The sequence below is a fragment of the Pseudarthrobacter sp. N5 genome, assembly GCF_050157035.1.
Classification (GTDB): Bacteria; Actinomycetota; Actinomycetes; order Actinomycetales; family Micrococcaceae; genus Arthrobacter.
Genome location: NZ_CP189593.1, coordinates 3,742,899 through 3,760,138, shown reverse-complemented (window position 1 = coordinate 3,760,138; position 17,240 = coordinate 3,742,899). Strand labels below are relative to the sequence as shown.

At 62.8% G+C, this 17,240-nt stretch carries 17 protein-coding genes; 5 read left to right on the top strand and 12 right to left on the bottom strand.

Going from position 1 to position 17,240, the window contains the following annotated elements:
• Nucleotides 1-309: 309 nt before the first annotated feature.
• Complete coding sequence (locus ACQCST_RS18010) at nucleotides 310-882, top strand: recombinase family protein (protein WP_426997083.1); 573 nt, start codon at nucleotides 310-312, stop codon at nucleotides 880-882.
• Nucleotides 883-1,158: 276 nt separating this feature from the next.
• Here the strand turns inward: ACQCST_RS18010 and ACQCST_RS18005 are convergent, their stop codons facing one another.
• The 5 genes from ACQCST_RS18005 to ACQCST_RS17985 all read right to left on the bottom strand — a co-directional run bounded on the left by ACQCST_RS18005 (nucleotide 1,159) and on the right by ACQCST_RS17985 (nucleotide 3,473).
• Nucleotides 1,159-1,686: a DUF427 domain-containing protein gene (locus ACQCST_RS18005; RefSeq protein ID WP_426997082.1), complete on the bottom strand. Its 528-nt coding sequence runs from the start codon at nucleotides 1,684-1,686 to the stop codon at nucleotides 1,159-1,161.
• Nucleotides 1,683-1,925 (bottom strand): recombinase family protein, encoded by a 243-nt coding sequence (locus tag ACQCST_RS18000; protein ID WP_426997081.1) that lies wholly within the window; start codon nucleotides 1,923-1,925, stop codon nucleotides 1,683-1,685. Before ACQCST_RS18000 ends, ACQCST_RS18005 begins: the two co-directional genes overlap by 4 nt.
• A 231-nt stretch (nucleotides 1,926-2,156) precedes the next feature.
• Nucleotides 2,157-2,780 (bottom strand): suppressor of fused domain protein, encoded by a 624-nt coding sequence (locus tag ACQCST_RS17995; RefSeq protein ID WP_426997080.1) that lies wholly within the window; start codon nucleotides 2,778-2,780, stop codon nucleotides 2,157-2,159.
• On the bottom strand, nucleotides 2,777-3,145 hold the full coding sequence (locus tag ACQCST_RS17990; RefSeq protein WP_426997079.1) for a DUF2199 domain-containing protein: 369 nt from the start codon (nucleotides 3,143-3,145) through the stop codon (nucleotides 2,777-2,779). The genes ACQCST_RS17995 and ACQCST_RS17990 overlap by 4 nt, the downstream gene beginning before the upstream one ends.
• A gap of 25 nt (nucleotides 3,146-3,170) precedes the next feature.
• Nucleotides 3,171-3,473, bottom strand: a complete 303-nt coding sequence (locus tag ACQCST_RS17985; RefSeq protein WP_426997078.1) for a hypothetical protein — start codon at nucleotides 3,471-3,473, stop codon at nucleotides 3,171-3,173.
• 239 nt (nucleotides 3,474-3,712) lie between these two features.
• On the opposite strand from ACQCST_RS17985, the gene ACQCST_RS17980 reads away from it, so the two are divergent.
• On the top strand, nucleotides 3,713-4,279 hold the full coding sequence (locus ACQCST_RS17980) for a hypothetical protein (protein ID WP_426997077.1): 567 nt from the start codon (nucleotides 3,713-3,715) through the stop codon (nucleotides 4,277-4,279).
• Between the two features lie 82 nt (nucleotides 4,280-4,361).
• On the top strand, nucleotides 4,362-5,681 hold the full coding sequence (locus tag ACQCST_RS17975) for a hypothetical protein (RefSeq protein WP_426997076.1): 1,320 nt from the start codon (nucleotides 4,362-4,364) through the stop codon (nucleotides 5,679-5,681).
• Between the two features lie 135 nt (nucleotides 5,682-5,816).
• Here ACQCST_RS17975 and ACQCST_RS17970 read toward each other — a convergent pair whose 3' ends face one another.
• Complete coding sequence (locus ACQCST_RS17970; protein ID WP_426997075.1) at nucleotides 5,817-6,287, bottom strand: transposase; 471 nt, start codon at nucleotides 6,285-6,287, stop codon at nucleotides 5,817-5,819.
• A gap of 267 nt (nucleotides 6,288-6,554) precedes the next feature.
• On the opposite strand from ACQCST_RS17970, the gene ACQCST_RS17965 reads away from it, so the two are divergent.
• The gene (locus ACQCST_RS17965) at nucleotides 6,555-7,499 is read left to right on the top strand and encodes an SMP-30/gluconolactonase/LRE family protein (RefSeq protein ID WP_426997074.1); all 945 of its coding nucleotides are present in this window, start codon (nucleotides 6,555-6,557) and stop codon (nucleotides 7,497-7,499) included.
• Nucleotides 7,500-7,579: 80 nt separating this feature from the next.
• On the opposite strand, the gene ACQCST_RS17960 is transcribed toward ACQCST_RS17965, so the two are convergent.
• Entirely contained in the window at nucleotides 7,580-9,451 is a 1,872-nt protein-coding gene (locus ACQCST_RS17960; RefSeq protein WP_426997073.1) for a Na+/H+ antiporter, read from the bottom strand.
• Nucleotides 9,452-9,513: 62 nt separating this feature from the next.
• Nucleotides 9,514-10,275, bottom strand: a complete 762-nt coding sequence (locus tag ACQCST_RS17955; RefSeq protein WP_426997072.1) for a DeoR/GlpR family DNA-binding transcription regulator — start codon at nucleotides 10,273-10,275, stop codon at nucleotides 9,514-9,516.
• 47 nt (nucleotides 10,276-10,322) lie between these two features.
• Between ACQCST_RS17955 and ACQCST_RS17950 the strand changes: the two genes are divergently transcribed.
• Entirely contained in the window at nucleotides 10,323-11,015 is a 693-nt protein-coding gene (locus tag ACQCST_RS17950; protein ID WP_426997071.1) for an NUDIX domain-containing protein, read from the top strand.
• A gap of 78 nt (nucleotides 11,016-11,093) precedes the next feature.
• Here ACQCST_RS17950 and ACQCST_RS17945 read toward each other — a convergent pair whose 3' ends face one another.
• From ACQCST_RS17945 to ACQCST_RS17930, 4 genes are all read right to left on the bottom strand, one after another.
• The gene (locus ACQCST_RS17945) at nucleotides 11,094-11,528 is read right to left on the bottom strand and encodes a lipase family protein (protein ID WP_426997070.1); all 435 of its coding nucleotides are present in this window, start codon (nucleotides 11,526-11,528) and stop codon (nucleotides 11,094-11,096) included.
• A gap of 668 nt (nucleotides 11,529-12,196) precedes the next feature.
• Nucleotides 12,197-13,111 (bottom strand): class II glutamine amidotransferase, encoded by a 915-nt coding sequence (locus ACQCST_RS17940; RefSeq protein WP_426997069.1) that lies wholly within the window; start codon nucleotides 13,109-13,111, stop codon nucleotides 12,197-12,199.
• Between the two features lie 97 nt (nucleotides 13,112-13,208).
• Entirely contained in the window at nucleotides 13,209-14,933 is a 1,725-nt protein-coding gene (locus tag ACQCST_RS17935) for an alkaline phosphatase family protein (RefSeq protein WP_426997068.1), read from the bottom strand.
• Nucleotides 14,934-15,000: 67 nt separating this feature from the next.
• Nucleotides 15,001-17,229: a PKD domain-containing protein gene (locus ACQCST_RS17930; RefSeq protein ID WP_426997067.1), complete on the bottom strand. Its 2,229-nt coding sequence runs from the start codon at nucleotides 17,227-17,229 to the stop codon at nucleotides 15,001-15,003.
• Nucleotides 17,230-17,240 lie beyond the last annotated feature (11 nt).

The following is a 17,240-nucleotide window of genomic DNA, read 5'->3' as shown; positions in this document are numbered from 1 at the left end:
CAACCGAGCGGGCTCCGGCCGATGGAGAACGGCCGTCCGAAGCTAGATTGCGATCCGTAAAGGCAGCGCGGGTATTCTGTGCAGTCGGCTTCGGAAAGCGACAGCGCGAGGGATCAACAAAACGGGCTTGCCGTCTTGTCTTCGCAATGGATCCTTTATCAGGACGTGACGGCCGGTCGGTCGGTCGGTTGCAGGATCCCAGCAATTCCGGTGTCTACCTGGACAGTGCTTCGTCTCACCAATGTGTCTCATATGGGCTATTCTCAACAAAAGGGAAATTGGCCTTTGATGAGCTTAGGAGGGGTCGGTATGGGGAGTGTCGGGTATGCCAGGGTCAGCACCGCGGACCAGAATGCCGATCTGCAGCATGCAGCGTTGAATGCCGCGGGCTGCCACCGGATCTTCACTGACCACGGCGTGAGCGGAACGAAGGTCAGCCGGCCCGAACTGGACAAGATGCTTGATCACCTGCGCGACGGTGATGAGGTAGTGGTCTGGAAGTTGGACCGGCTGGGGCGCAACACCCGGAACCTGCTGGCTCTCATCGATGACCTGGAACAACGGGGCGTGCACTTCCGCAGCGTAACGGAAGGCATCAGCACGACTGGGCCGATGGGCCGGGCCATGCTCACCGTCATGTCCGCGTTCGCCCAGCTCGAGCTGGACCAGCTGGCCGAGCGGACCAGGGCAGGCATGGCCGTCGCCGCCGAACACGGGCGAAAGGCCGGACGGCGGGAAGTCACGGCCGCGCATGCGAAGGTCAAACGCGCCAGCGACCTGAAAGCCCAAGGGCTCACGCCGGCCGACATCGGTAAGATCATCGGGGCCAGCCGCGCCACCGTGTATCGCTACCTGAGCATGGAAAGCAATGAACTGGTCTGAACGGGACCGAAGGCGACGCCAGGTACAGCTCGAATGGGCGCGTGGTCCGCGATGGCGATGGCCGCGGCCATGGAAAAGCACCGCCACATAGCGCTGACAGAACAACGCCAAATACCGCCGCGATTCACAGTCGAACACTACGAACTCGTGAATTCTGGTCCTCGGTAGAGAGCCCGTAGGCTGGCCGGCGGCCGTCGCCCCGGAAGGGCAACCATTTACGGAGCCGTCAGACGCAAAGTCAGGGGCAAGTCTTGCGGGCGCGTGAGAGCGGCGTGCTCACCACCCGGCCGTGCCCGGGCCACCCTTGAACGGACCAACGATCTGCGTGGTGATCCAACCGCCGTAGAAGTCACCATCCTGGAAGGTCACCTGCTCGCCGTTGACCTCGCAGGAGTCCATGTGACGCGGGTAGAGGGCCACTCGGGTACTGAGCGCCTCGAAACCCCGGGTGGGTTCCGGGTAGGTCCACCCTGCACGGGGAACGACGACTCTGCCGGCAACGACGTCGAAGTAGTGGGCTTCTCCCTTGAACTCGCAGAAGCTGGTGCCCTCGACCGGGACGAGTACCCCGCCAGGGAATGAGTCCAATGGCAGGTAGTAGACAGGCGGATGACTCGTCTCCAGGACGCGCACTGCATCGGTGGTGTCGGCAACCACCTGCCCGCCAAGCCGCACGATGACCCGTTCCGGTCGCGGCTCGACCCTAGGCGGCCGTGGGTAGTCCCACACCGATTCTTGACCGGCCTTGGGTTTGATGGGCTGGGGACGCCGGAAGAAGCCGGAAAAACCGTGAGCAGGAGTCATCTCCCCATGCTGCCATCTCCCGCTGGGATGCCACCGTGAACGCCGGGGGAGATCTCGGTTGGCACGACACCATCTCGGGCGTAGGCCGCCACCGCAGGGAGGCCTGCGCGGGCGGTGGTGACCCCTGACGTCTTATCAACATGGATGCGCGCGTGATCGACGCCTGTGGCCGACAGGGAGTTCGGATGCCGGGTCGGATCCTCTTTTGGCGTCGATACCCGTGCATACCCAAGGTCCATCCGTGCACCGTACCGGAAGCTGCACCTGTGACGGACCATTTTGGCAGGACCTTCCGGACAACATACGGGACAGCCGGGTTACGCGGCATTCCGCGGATCCCGACCAGTGGGGGAGCATCCCGCTGGGGCTATACCGCTTCTAAGGTTCTATGGGGGTCAGTCCACCACAGGTGGTCTGACCCCCATAGAACCTTAGAACTGGTACGGTGCTCCGGCTCCCCTTGGTCCGTCTCATCGCCGTCCCATATTCAGGGCGGACCGCAGCCAGGAGGTTTTTTTCGGCTTCTTTAGGCTTGGGTGCAGCTCCCGGTCCAGATCCGCGGACTTTACTTCCCATTCCTCCCACATTCCGAGCAGGCCTTCTGCGCGGTTTCCGTGCCGAAACTCGGCCTCTTCAGGGAAGACTGGCAGCGCGTCAAGGAAGGTGATGTGGCGACCATCCTTCAGCTGGAGGTCCGGAATGAGTTCGTCCGGTCGTTCGGTCAGGATCCAGCCTGTGAACTTCCGGCCTTCGATGACTTCCCAGTCCCCGGCAACGAAGACGCCGTGACGGGCTGGGTGCGGTGTGGTGCTGCAAACAAGGCTCGTGATGAGGTTCGCGAACCCTTCCCGGACCTGGGCAGAATCCTGCTTAATGCCGGTGAAGACTTCCACGGTGTGTGAATGACCGCGGCCGCCGGGGCCGGGGACGCTGATCCCGGCGGAGGCGTACAAGCTGACCCCCATCCTTGATGATACCCGGGGCCAGTGAAAGATGCCGGCCGTGTTGCCCTCCAACGAGGTCATTGTGCCGAACTCAGGTTCGGCGCCGACAGCGGACGTATAGTGCGCTTCCAGCTCTTCCAAATGTCTCACGGGGCCTCAACCTCGACCAGGTTATTGATCTCCGCTAGCCGATGCAGCGTTATGCCCATACCCTGCTCTCCGGCCAAGGGGTGGTCCAACGACGGGTCGAGCTGAATGAAAGGAACAACTCCTGGGTCCCTACTATGCACAAGGGTTGGAGTGGAGATGGTTGACTGCTCGTAGGGCAATTCGTTACACAACCACCCGAACACTGGAGGCAGGGACGCACGGGCCGGGTCTTCCCAGTGGTCTGCGACCTGTTGGATGCTTTCCTCACTAACTGAAACCCATACCGACCAGCTAAAAACTTCACCAGGTGCATCGAGGATGGGGATGAACGGATTTCTCAGTCCAACATTCGGGGAGCAGTTCATGACCCGGGTGGGGCCTATTTCTCAATTAGGCCATTGGCTCAAAATGAATGCCACGGCGACCAGAAGGTCGTGCTACTGAAGGGTTCAGGATTTCAGGGGAGGGTCGCTCCGCCGCGACCTGTTTGGTGAATCCGAGCGCCTCAGCAAGGCTTGCCGAGCTCATTCCTTCGTCGTGGGCTCGAATGACAGCTTCGATGAGGAGCTGGTCAACCGCCTCGCTGAGGGTCCTGAGGTCACGAAGAGCGGCTTCGGTCTCCGGTAACTGGAGGTTAATCTGGTGCCAACGAAATTCTTGGGCGTGGCGGCTGGCTTTTCGTTCTGCACTCATGTGGACAACACTAGTTCCACGGGCAGATACCAACAAAAAAGAAACCGCTGCGCCGAGGCGCAAGGATTAGTTGTAATGCGGTAAATTGCTCCACAAATTGCGGGCTAAGGTTGGGTTGTTCCTGACCAGAACTGACCGGAGTGGGGTCATATGTGGGTTGAGAGCTACGCGAGCGAGGGGTTTTGTCTGAGTCTCATCATGAACTTTTGTTGATCAGAGAAAGAGAGGGGGAGGGGTCCATGGCCAATCTTCAGAGCAAGGTGGCAGCACCAAAGGCGAAGGCCGCTGCTGTGAAAACGGCAAAAACTTCTGCTGTAACAACTGTGAAACCGCAGCCGCACCGTTTCCGCGTGAGCGTCCCCGCAGCCGATGAGGCCGTGTTGGTGTGGATGAATTTGCAGGACAACCCATCACTGTCTATTCGGATGCTGATCCGTGAGAGCATCGAGCGCCTTGGCTACGTCGATTTCATTAACCGACCAGTTGCTCAGCTTCCCACGCGCGGGCGTCCTGTTGGTCCCGAAGATGAATCAACAGAGACAGAGCGGAATGCAGAAACGGCTGGGGCTCCGGCTGCGTTGGTGGAGCAGGTGGCGACACCTGCTGCGTCCGCGGATCTGGATCTCAGCCAGGAGACAAACACCGAACCCGAGATCTTGGGCATCGCCCTGGAAGCCCCGACACGGGTTCAGAAGTCTGCAGCAAAACAGGACGACATCTACACTTCCTCCTCGACCACTCCTGAACCAGAGCAGCCTTCTGTCGGACAGGTTGAAGTCAACGACATTTTCTCGATGCTGCGCTGACTCCCGTAACGACTCCCAGCACTTTCTCTTGTATGGCAACTCAGTAACCACACCAAACACTTTCCACGAAGGGATCACATTCATGACCATTTCGATCAATCTCACCGGTGGCATCGACGTTGGCAACGGCTACGTCAAAGGCCTCATCCGCGGCGCCGGTGCATCAAGTACCACCAACGTCGACGAGATCGACCTACCAAGCGGCGTGTCAACGATCACGCGCCCGAACGCTCTGCCGACCCCTGACGATGAAGCCCCAGCGAAGATGGAAGGCAACTTCTATAATGAGCTGGACGTCAGCTTCGTCTCCCCTTTGGTAAGCAATCATCACCGCAGGCTCTTCGGCCTGCGTGCCCTGAGCGCCCAGGGTGCCTTCGATGAATTCGACGTGGTCGGCCGTCGCAGCAAGGCCCAGCAGGAGCTGAGCAAGGTTCTGGTCATGGGTGCTTTCGCCGCCAAGGCCCTGCGTGACTACGTGCGTCAGCACGGTGGATTGCCGCCGGCTATCGAAACCTTAAGTGTGGAGGCCCGGGTAGCACTTGCGCTGCCGATCAACGAGTACCTCTCACACCGCACGAGCTACGCAGCCGAGTTCATGAGCGGCACGCATACGGTTACCGTGCATAACTTCGAGACCCCGGTCACCGTGAAGCTTGAATTCGTGGATGTACAGGTGATCCCCGAGGGTGCGTCGGCTCAGTACGCGATCACTGCCAAGGGTGAGCCGTTGATGGACGCTATGCTCGCCGATGTCCGCCGCAGGGGCCTGTCACTAGTGGGTATCACATCTGGTGACGTGCTTGCAGCCGAGCACACTGTCGGCATTGATGTCGGTGAAGGGACAGTAAATTTTCCTGTGTTCACCGCCGGCGAGTTCAATGCCGACGCCTCGACCACTCACAACCGAGGTTACGGTTCGGTTCTTAATGATGCGCTGAAGGCGATGGAGGACCAGGGCTTCTCGCCTGGCTTCACTTCCCGCAAGCAGTTGGCCGAGTACTTGCAGGCCGGAGCGTCGCCGTTGAAGCGTAACTTCTACGACAAGATCGCTCAGTTCGTCGATGAAGAGATGCGGTTCTTTGCCAAGGAAGTTGCCGAGCGGTTCGGCCGCGTTCTGGCCGTCGTTGGTGCGACCACAGAGGTCGCGTATGTCTTCGGCGGCGGGGCAGGTCCGGTGAAGGCACATTTGTATCCGGCACTTCTGGCCAAGGCCACCGAGATGAACTCGGTGGACTCGTTCCCGACTCTGTACCTGGATTCCTCCTACTCGCGAAACCTGAACCGTGAGGGTCTCTACATTGCGGCCGAGTCCGTGGAACAACGAGCCGGCGCCGCACCGGCTGCCAATGGTAAGCGCAGCACTCGTTCAAGCGAGAAGAAGCTCGTCGAGGCTGCTGTGTAGGTAACGGTGGGGAGGGACTGCTAAGAACCGTTGATCAAGTGGTGTGTATTCCTTGGATTTCTTACGGAAATGGTGAGGTGCATGCGGACGCAGGTGTTGATCCCGTTTTGTGGGCTCAGGTAGCTGGCTCGATGGTCACGTTGAATCCGAGAGATTGGATCTGCGGCTCGGCTGACTACTTGGGCTGGCCGTCGCTGGGTGGAGTAGTCCGGGCCGGGGTCGCGGTGGACCTCGCCGGTGGTAAGGATGTTCCAGATTGCCAGAGGCGTGGAGTGTTGGACGCGAAGCGCACTGACGGGTCGGGGCAGGGATGCGAGGCGCCGGTATTTCGCTGAGAAGAGGGTGCCGTTGGACCTGGCCGCCGAGAGGGCCCGCGGCCCAGGACTCGCTTGAGGTAGCGGTTGCCCGGTCGGGTCTTGGTGGACCTGACCCGGTCGGCGGACTCGTTGGCTCCCGGGATGTCCCGGCCCAGGACGCCAGATGCGCGGCGCTGGGGAAGACGGTCATGCCGGCCCCGGCTTCGGCGATGAAGACCTCGGCGACGGCAGTGCTGAATCCCGGGATGCTGGTCACGAGTTCCCAGGATCCTGGCGCTGAACGGGGCATACCATTGTCTCGAAAACGCGTCTCACCACCCGCAGTAGTTCCCGGTCACCCTGACGCAATACCAAAGCCTTTGCCACATAAACCATGCTTCAAACCTGACGGCCAGCCAAACCTAAATGAATCCACGACACGCTACAGTAGGTGCCTTGCCGCGTTGACTCTCCGCAGTCTATGGCCAGCACACTTCCGGGTGCCTAGACTGGCAGGACAATCGTGCGGTGCTCCCGCCTATTGCCCCGCGCGGAAAAGCCCTATAAAGGATGCATCATGCGCCGCACAACCCAGAATTCAGGAAGAGCTCTTCGCCGCACCGCCCTCGGGTTCATCGCACTGGTGGCCCTGCTTGTTCCGGCACCACTGGCTACGGCTGCACCGCCAACTGCCACGTCGGTGATAGAACTGCCGGGCGCCAGCTCGGCCGAGGGCATAGCCGCCGGACGGGGGAGCACGTTCTTCGCCGGCGATCTCTTCCTGGGCGACATCTACCGCGGAGATGTCCGCGCAGGTACTGCGCAGCTGTTCATCGACGTTCCGGCCGGCCGGGCCGCCGTCGGCATGAAGGCGGATGTGCGCAATAACCTGCTGTTTGTGGCGGGAGGCGGCACAGGACAGGCGTACGTCTATGACACGAACACCGGTGCAACCGTGGCCACATACCAGCTGACCACGCAAGGAGGCTTCATCAACGACGTCGCCCTGACCCGGGACGGCGCCTGGTTCACCAACTCCTCCCAAGGGGAGCTGTATTTCATTCCGGTGGGCCAATCCGGTCAGCTGGGCAGCGTTAAGACCCTTACGCTGACGGGCCCGGCAGCTGAAATTGTTTCGGCGTTTAACCTCAACGGCATCGCAGCCACACCCGACGGCGGAACCCTCATCGTCGCGCATTCGGGAACCGGCGAGCTCTACACGGTCAACCCGGTAACCGGTGAAAGTGCGCTCATCGCCGGTGTCAGCGTGCCCGCCGTCGACGGGATCATCGTCCAGGGCGATAACCTCTGGGCGGTTCAGAACCAGCTCAACCAGGTCAGCCGCGTCCTCCTCGCACCCGATCTGTCCTCCGGCGACACGGTGGGCGTCATCGCAAGTGCTGATTTCCAGACCCCGACGACGGCGGCCCTGTTCGGCAATACCCTCGCCGTGGTCAACGCGAAGTTCTTCACTCCAGGGGCCACCGATTTTGAGGTAGTTCTGGTCACGGCCCGCAGCTGATCGCGCTGATGAGGAAGACGCCAAGGGCGTTGTTTATCGGCTGGGATTCGCGACAGCCACATCCTCAGCTGCTCCCTCTGTCACCCCAGCAGATCGTCCACGTAGCACCAGCGCCAGTCTTCGCCCGGTTCGACGCTGCGCATGACCGGGTGGCCGGTTGATTGGTGATGCCTGGAGGCGTGGGTCGCGGGCGAGGAATCGCAGCAGGCCACTTTTCCGCAGTCCAGGCACATTCTGAGGTGCACAGTCGTCGTACCTTCATGGACACAGTCCGCGCAGAAAGCGTCGAGGGGCACCTCCGGGGCCGGAGCGGATTGCAGGTGTTCGCAGCCGCCACCCGCTCTGACGCTGTCCGCAGCGTCAGAGCCGGGTACGTCCAGCTCGTCCAGTGAGGCGTCGAGCATGGACTCCTCAACATCGAGCCGCTCAAGGACTTCGCTGAGGACTTCGTGGGCGTACCCGCCTCCGCGCCTGAGCTCCAGTACCTTGGTGCGCTCGGCATCCAGCATGGCTAGCCGAAGCTGGGCGTAGCGTCGACTGGGAGTGGCTGCCTCCGCCGTCGGCCGGCCCAGCCGTTCCCAGGCTGCCAGCCCGCGTTCCTGCGTCCGCCGTTTGAGCATCGCCACAACTTCCGGCGGATCATTCTCCGAGCGCAGTTCTTGCAGGCGATCCACTCCCGCAGCCGTGGCCAGCTGCATCAGCGAGGCCTGGTTCAGGGCATCCTCGCGCTGGTCAGGCCCCTGGACCCGCAGCAACCGGACCAGAACCGGCAGGGTGAAGCCCTGCAACGCGAGAGTGCCGCCGACCACCACCATCGCGGCCAGGATCAGGACGGAGCGGTGTTCCATGTCCGCGGGCAGCACCAATACCGCGGCGAGTGTCACCACGCCGCGCATCCCGGCCCAGGAGATGATGGCAGGGTAGGTCCACGGAGGCGACGGATCCGCACGGCGGATGGCAGGGATAAGCCGTGGCAGGTACGTCGCGGGAAAGACCCAGACCGGCCGCAGCAGCAGCACCGCCAGCAGGATCATGGCACAGCCGGCCCAGATTCTGGGCCCCCCAAGAGAGTCATCCTGGACGCCTTCGATGATGGTACGGGCCTGTTGGCCGATCAGCAGGAATACCGAGTTCTCCAGCAGGAACTGCACAGTGTCCCAGTTGCTGCGCTGGCTCTGACGTGCCGCACCGCCGGGCATGGAAGGCGCCTTGGTTCCCATGATCAGACCGGTGACGACGACTGCAAGGACGCCTGAGGCGTGGATCGCCTCCGCCGGCAGGTAAGCGACGAAAGGCGCCATCAGCGACGTCGATGTGTTGATCGCTACGTTCCGGATCCTTCTGCGGAGCTGGGTCAGAACATATGCCGCGGCAAGGCCCACCACCAGGCCGCCACCCGCGGCGAGTATGAAGTTGCCGCCAATCTCTGCGACGGAAACAGTCCCGGAAATACCGGCGATGGCTGCGCGGAGGCATACCAGCGCGGTCGCATCGTTGACCAGCGATTCGCCTTCCAGGATGCTGACAATCCTGCGGGGGAGCCCCACTTTGCGGGCGATGGCTGTTGCGGCAACGGCATCCGGCGGCGCAACAACGGCGCCCAAAGCGATGGCGGCCGCCAGCGGGATCTCAGGGAAAAGCCACCAGACAATGAGGCCCACGGAGACCGTGCCGAATATGACGTAGCCAACCGAGAGCAGGCCGATGGCGCGCCGGTTGGAGCCGAAATCAAACAGCGAGGTCCGGAGCGCTGCGGAGTAGAGCAGCGGCGGGAGCAGTCCAATGAGAACCAGTTCCGGGTTCAGTTCAATGGTGGGGACGAACGGCAGGAATGAACCCACGACGCCGGCCAGCACCAGTAGCAGCGGAACGGAGACGTTGATCTTCCGGCCCAGTGCGCTGCCGGCGCACACCACGGCCACGAGCACAAGTAACCCCAGGGCAACGTTCATGCCGCCATTCTCTCAGGACAAGGGAGGGCTGTGCAGGTTTAAGGGATCGGCGGCGGAAGCGGTCAGGCGTTCGCGTCGATGATGGAAGTGCCGTCCCTGCGGAGCTGGCTCAGTATCTGGTGATTCGCCGGGCAGTCCGTGATGATTCCTGCGATCTGGTTGAGGGGCAAGACCCTGTAGCGGGAGGACACACCAACTTTTTCGGCACTCGCGAGAACGTAGGTTTCGGCTGCCCGGCTGGCGAGTGCCCGCTTCATCGCCGCTTCGTCAACGTCCCCTGTGGTGAGCCCCTCGGAGGAGTGCACGCCGGTCACCCCGAGCAGGAACAGGTCAGCGGAAATCCGCTGTGCGGCCTCAACCGCGGCGGCACCGCACGTCACTGCCGAATGTTTGAACATACGGCCCCCAAGGAGGAAGACGTCAATACCGGCATGCGACACAAGCCCTGCCGCGATGGTGGGGCTGTGCGTAATGATCGTGCAGTCCAAGGAAGGTGCCAGAGCGCGAACAACAGCGAGGGTCGTGGTGCCGCCGTCGAGGATAACGGTACTGCCCGGATCGATGAGACGGGCAGCGCACCGGGCCACTCGATCTTTGCTTTCCGGTTGAACACTGCTGCGGGCGGCGTAGTCTGCAATCGCTGGCGAGACAGGCAGGGCTCCGCCATACACGCGTTGGCACAACCCGGCCGCGGCGAGTTCCCGGAGGTCCCGGCGAATGCTGTCACCCGACAGACCCAGTTCGGCCGCGATTTCTTTGGCGACGAGCTTCCCGTCGTGCGCCAGGCGGCTGAGGAGGAGGTCATGGCGTTCGGCAGCGAGCATTCGCGTTCCTTCCGATTGATGCATGTTTATGCATTATTGTAAGGGGCATGACTGCTTCGTTGAATACCAACCGGCAAGGGGCGTCGCCAGGACAGCCCGGAGTGGATCTCCCGGACAGCCGGGGCCGCACGGGGTTGGACCGCGAGGGTATGGGTTTGCTCCGGAACCCTGACGTCGGTATCACCCGCGTGGAGGTGACATCGGAAGGGTGGCATGTTCTGCGCCGGACCACCTTCACCTACCGCCGGCGCGATGGACAGCAGGTCACGGAGCAGCGGGAAACCTATGACCGAGGCAACGGTGCAACGATTCTGGTCTACGACCCTGCCCGGAGAACTGTTCTCCTGACCCGGCAGTTTAGGTTCCCCGCCTATGTCAACGAGCACGCCGACGGTATGCTCATCGAAACAGCTGCCGGCCTCCTTGATGATGATGCTCCCGACGTTGCGATCCGACGCGAAGCCAGTGAAGAGCTCGGTGTCACGCTGGGGGAGTTACAGCACGTTTTCGACCTCTATATGAGCCCCGGTTCTGTCACCGAGCGGGTCCATTTCTTCGCAGCGCCCTACGTTCCCAACGATCAGAAAGGACCAGGAGGCGGACTGCAGGATGAGGGGGAAGATATTGAAGTTCTTGAGGTCCCCTTCCATGAAGCACTTGCCATGACATCCGACGGCAGAATCGTCGACGGAAAAACCGTCATTCTCCTTCAGTGGGCCGCCCTCACCCACCTGCTTTGAGCCGTACGCCGGGCTGCGGGCGATGTCAGTTGCAGGTGGGTGTTGCAGGGCGTCCGGCGAAGCAGTCCTGGGTCCAGGCTACGAGCTCTCCAAGGAGGGGCGAGTCTCCGGTGACCAGTCCCATGTGGTCTTTTCCGCATTAGGTGCGGTACGACCGGCAGGAGTGTTGTCGGCAAGTCGTTTACCGAAGGAGCCGGTGCCGGGGTCGGTCTTGAAGAAGTTCCGGTCCCTGTCAAGCGACAGCGCGGCGAGGACGGAGACCAGCACGCCGGGTTCTGACAGGCAACGGCTGGACATCTCCGCGTGTCCACCTTGTGAGTGACCCCAGATTGTTGTTTGGCCGGTGGCCGTTTCTCCGCTGAGCAGTTCTTTCGCAGCGCGGACGCTGTCGAGGACCGCCTGCCCCTCGCCCTTGCCCAGCAGATAGGGTTGGCTGCCGGCGGTACCCAAGCCGGGATAGTCGGCTGCCACGAGAACACCTCCGTTGGCTACTACTTCGTCCAGTGCCGGCATGGCTCCGGAGATGCAGGGTTCAACGAGGTTGGACGGGGCGCAACTGCGTCCGTAACCGGTGGTACCGTGGGCCCACGCGATGGCGGGGCGGGGTCCGGATGACGGTGCGGTGGGGACAACAACCAGTCCGCCGGCAAGGGCCGTTGAATCATCGTGGGTGCGGGTGCTGCAATGATGCCCAACACAAGGTCCGCGGCAGCCGAGATGAGCGCTGCGATCCGTGCGCCAGTTCTCCCCGCCACTGGCTCTGAATGCGCCCAGGGCTCCGGAAACGATCAGTGAAATGCCATGAAGGGCGCCAGTAGATCGATGGCGGTGCCGAGGGCTACCAGGACGGCGATGCCACGGGCCACCCAAAGGCCCGCGAGCAGCGGTTTGACCCAGGACGGAGCGCATGTCCCGGGAGAGAGCAAATCTCCGATGCCCGAAATGATGAAGCTGAGCCCCAGTAGTCGGCCAAAGTAGACAGGAAGCTGAGCGGACGGGAGAGCAGGAATAAACCTAGCACGATGGCAGCAATATGAACCACGGCCAAAACCCACCAAGGCGAATTGCGCACCAAGGCGGGCAGTGCCCTTAACCGATTTCTGCCAGTGGCTGTGGTCGGTGTCATCAGAGGGCCCCTCAATCCTGTCTGCGGCTGGTGTCGGAGCAAGTCAATGGCCGGACTAAGATTCGCCCGGCATCGCGGTCCTGCGGGCTTGGCCCGGCTGTACGTGGGGGTGCTGGGCGGCGGCCGTGGCTGGATCGAGGTCGGCCAGGGCGAGGGGGTGCGACAGTTGAGGCGGAAACGGGAGGCTGCTGATGGTATTCAGGCTCGAGTCCACGTGGAGGAGTTCGCCGGGTTCCATCCGGCGCCATCCCGGGCTGGTATCCATGCGCTCGGTCGCCACAATGACATACGGCGTGGCTACCGGGTCCTGGCTGCGGGCGTTGATCCTGGGGCTGCGGGCCTCAATGTGCCTCCGGCCCTTCTGATCTTCAGGGCGCCGTTCCAGGACGTACAGCTCATGGGTTTCCGGGTAGCGCACGGCCCACAGCTCGGTGGCAGTGGTGATGACGAGGTTCAGGCTGTAGACGGGCAGTGTCTCGGCGGTCCACCGGAGCGCGCTGGCAATTCCTGCTGCGACGTCGCCGGCGGCCAGCCGGGTTTCCGCAGTGATGAGGGCGAAGAGCCTCTCGCTGTCAGTCTGTCCCTGGACCAGTTCCCCAGCGCCCAGTTCGGCCAGGCGCGCGTCGAGCTTCTCCAGTTGCTCGAAGGCGCCGTTGTGTGCGAACAACCGCCCGTCCTGCTCGAAAGGGTGGGTGTTCACCATGGTGTGGGTCCCGGTGGTTGCGTAACGCACGTGGGCCAGGAAGGTCATGCTCTCCAGCCCGCGCGCTTCCAGCGCGAAGTCCCGGTCATCCCATGCGGCGATCGGTTGTTTCAACACCTCAGGGCTGCCGTCCGGCCTGAAGACGCCGATCCCTGTGCCGTCGGGTTCGCAACGGCTCTGCAGGGACAGGCTGTTCGGCGCATCCAGAAGCCAGAACGTGGCCTTAATGGGGGTGTTGCCTGCGTGCAGGCCGAACAGACGGCACATGGGGCGCGCTCCTTCGCATTGATTCAATGAGGCCGCCCCACCAACGGCGAGCGCGGGCGGGCTTCGCGTCCGCATGTTTCCGCGCTGCGTCAGGGTATCAGTAGGTGGTGGCGTTGGGGAGGACCATGGGGTCAGCGGGGGGTTGGTTGAAGTCGAAGTCGTTGGTGAGGTCACCGAGTTGGGGGTTGTCCTCGCGCACGCCGGGCCGCGGATCGGGCCGTCCATCCGTGGCGGGGTCCAGGCGCTGGCCGTGGAGGAAGTCGTCTTCGATGAATTTGAGGTAGGCGTCGTGGCTGAGGACCTGATGGTCGACGTAGCCTTTTTTGGCATAGGGGCTGATAACCATGCCGGGGACCCGCAGCCCGTAGCCGTTCCCGTCGACTGCGGGCGGGGCCACGTGGTCGTAGAACCCGCCCCAGTCGTCCCAGGATAGGAAGATGGCGGTGCTGTCCCAGTCTGGTCCCGTCATGATCGTGTTGATCAGGCCGGTGACGTAGGCCTGGCCTGTGCTGATCCGGGCCGGGGCGTGTTCGCTGACGGCGTCGGTGGGAGCGATCCAGCTGACGGCGGGCAGGCTGCCGTCCCGGGCTGCGGCGTAGAAGTTGGCCACGGGTTTGATGTTGTCCAGCTGACCGTCCTCTTTGACGGTGTCGAAGTACGGCAAGGGGTTCCAGATACCCGGTGTTTTCGCGTTCTGGGCCACGGGGGCACAGCTGGCGGCGTCGTTTTGGCAGTCGGGTTCGGTGCCGTTGAAGACGTAATACGCCCAGGGGACGTTCTGCTGGTGGAGCAGGTACGTCAGATCGGTCCAGGCATAGTCCGGGGGCGCCAGTGCTTTGGCGGCAGCGAGCAGCTTTTTCTTGAGGGGGTCGGGGATGGTGGCTTTGTCGATGGCTGACCGGCACGTGGCATAGGAGTCGGCCGGCTTGCAATTCTGGCTGATGAGGGCGTCCAGGCCGGCGGCGAGGCCGGGGTTGATGCCAGCGGCGGTGAGGGCGTCTTGGCAGGCCTGATTCTGCAGCCCGGTCCGGCATTTACCGATCAGGGAGTTTTTAACGGAATTATTGTCGGGCGGGCTGTCAGGGGCCTGGAGGGCGTTGACGCACGACTGCGGGTCGCCGGCGCGGCTGCATTTGGCGGACCATGCCGAAACCATGTATAGGTGCGCCGGAAGGCTCCATGCCGCGCCGGCCGCGAACATGTGGTCCTGGAGGGTGAAGTGCTGGGCGTAGGCCCAATAGTTGGGCAGGTCCCGGCCGTCATGGTAGCCCATCACATCGGTTTGGTTCCCGCCGGTGCAGGCCGGATCGTCGGGCGAACAGTTTTTCGGTGCCTTTTCGGCCTGTCCGACGAAGCCGTCCATCTTTCCGTTGTTGATATCGGCGGCGGCGTCGGACTTACTGTGGGGGCCGCCGGCGTTGCGGTCCGCTGGGTTGTAGTACGGCGTGACGCAGGAGCCGTTGCCTGGTATGCACACCGACGGGACGCCGTTCTGCATCGGGATCCCGTCTGCGCCGGGGAAGGTGCCGAAGTAGCCGTCGAAGGACCGGTTCTCCTGCATGATAATCACCACGTGCTTGATCTTGGAGATCCCGGAGGCGGAAGCAGGTCCGCCGTTTGTCGCGGTTGGCCGTGACCCGGTAGCGGTAAAAAAGCCGCCGGTGGCGGCAAAAAATCCGCCGGTGACGAGCAGAACGAGAACGACGGCGGCAGACACAGCAGTCAGGGAGCGGTGCCGGCGAACCCACCGGCGCACCCGCCCGGGTTGCCGGGAGCGGGGTTTGGCGCCCTTGGCGGAGGACGGCACAGCAAATCTGGCCATGAATCTGAACTAGCTCCTCCCGTATCCGCAATCAACGGACACCCAGGCAGGACGACGACGGCATCTATCAGCTAGCCGGTTTCAGCGCCGTCCGCCATACGGCAACTGCACGGGCGGAACTCAACGTCCAAGTGGCGGTGCCGCTGGCGCCCGCCGCTGATTGCGTTGTGTCTGCCTCTTCGCCGATTTGGCCGCCGGCGGCCTGCCAACGCTGGGTCCATCCGCTGGGCGGGGAAATGCCCGGTGTTGCGGTGTCAAGGCCGACTCCACCGATCAGCATCGCGCCGTTGCTGACAGTGGTGATGCTCGGAACAGTGATGCTGGTGGCCGTGTAACTCGTGTCGACGGCCGTAACGACAGGGCTATCCAGTGGCGTTGTGTTGTTGACGCCTCGGTATGCAGTCATGCCGGCACCCCACTTTACGGCTGCACTCAAGGTCCAGGTGTAGCTCGCCGGGTCAGCGGAGCTCACGACGTGGTAGTAGGCAAAGACCCGCGCGCCGGAGGTCGGTGAGCTGTTGATGCCCAGGGCGTTGACGACCGGGGTCCAGCTTGCCGGAACGGAAGCCATAGAGGGGTTCAGGTCCGCAGTGATCGATGCGACCAGCACATCGCCCGCTGCGGTGCCGGAAGGCGCGGTGATGGACACAGTGCCGACGGCGGTTGCTGAATAGGTGGTGGTGGAGCCGACAACGCTAATCCCGTTCGTCGGCGGGGCCGGGTTGACGGTGATGGTTGCGGTGGCGGAGGTTGAGCCGCCGCTGTTGGCGGCGGTCAGTTTCGCGGTGTAGCTGCTGGCGGTGGCGTAGGTGTGTGAGGGGTTCTGTGCCGTGGAGGTGGTGCCGTCACCGAAGGTCCATGACCAGGAGGCCGGTGTGCCGGTGGAGGTGTCGGTGAAGCTTACAGTCAGGGGGGCCGTACCTGACGTGGGGGTGGCGGTGAAAGCCGCCACGGGCGCGGCCGTGGCCGAACCCAGGCTTTCGTCAGCGAACCAGTAGCGCTTGGCTACGTTGTCGCTGGCCATCACCACTATGCCGGTGGTGCCGTTCACGCTCTGTTTGGTGGTGGTGACATTGTTCATGTTTGCGGACGCGGAGTTCTGAATTACCGTGGTGCCACGGCCGGAGCCGAAGACAGGATTGTCCAGGGACGCGGTTTTTTCGAAGATGCTGCCGGCAACACCGGAATACGCGCAGCCGCTGACCGACGCCGCCGGTGCGGTTTGGAACACGTGCACCAGATTGTTCTGCGTGTCAAGAGCAATCTGCGGGCGAGTCACACAATCGCCGACCGTAGAAATCGTCGACTGCGAGAACGACCCCGTTCCCGGCTTGAACACCAGCAGCAGCAGCTGCGCCAGCGTCGGGTCGGTGGCGGTGTCATTGAAGCTGGTCTTCACCGCGGCGAACACCCGGCCGGAGGCGTCGGCCTGCAACGTTTTGAGGTTAAGGTGATCATCGGCCTGCCCTTTGCCCTTGATCGCAGGTTGGTCGTGCCACGATGAGGACGCGGTCGGATCGGTGCCATCGGTGCGGGTGGCCCAATACACAGTCCCGGTGAGCTGGTCACTCCACATGACGCCGATCTTGTTCGGGCCGAAGGCTACGATCGCTGAGATGTCATCCGGTGCAGGATTCGGATCGGACGCTGGTATGACAAATGGGGTCGCCCAGGTGGTGCCGCCCGGCGCGGAGTAATTGACATAGACCGTATTGGTGAACCCTGTGGACGAACTGCCGGCGACCTGGGTCCAAGTGGCCCAGATTGCCCCCGTGGAGTCCTCGTCTATGGTCATCGACTCGCTGCTGTTGTCCGTGATCGTGGTAGGGAAACCGCTGTCCAGCGTGTACGTGCCACCGGAGTAGCTGTACCGGTAAAGCTTGGCCGGGTGACCGGATGCGGACGCCACAGGCGCTTCATCGCTGGACACAGAGACGACGTGGGAGGCGATGTACAGATGGGTGCCGTCCCAAAGGGTGTCCGCCAGGGTGCTGCCGCGGCTGTCGTTCAGCAGGCCGGTATCCACCCAGGTCTCCGTGCCGCGGTCCAGCCGGTAAATGTGCCATCCACTGCCCGAGGTCCACATGTCCGCCCACCACGAACCGCCGTTCCACCACAGCTTGCTCTGCGGCTTGTCCGACGTCGGCGGATTGCTGACACCCGAATAGCTGATGCTCTGATGGCCGTAGCTGGTGTCTGCCGACGCATAGTTGGAAATACCGAGCAGAGCCCCGGCGACGACGGTGCTCAGGACGAGAGCCTGACTAAGCCGGCGGGCGGTACTTTTCATCTTCATCGCCGCTTCTC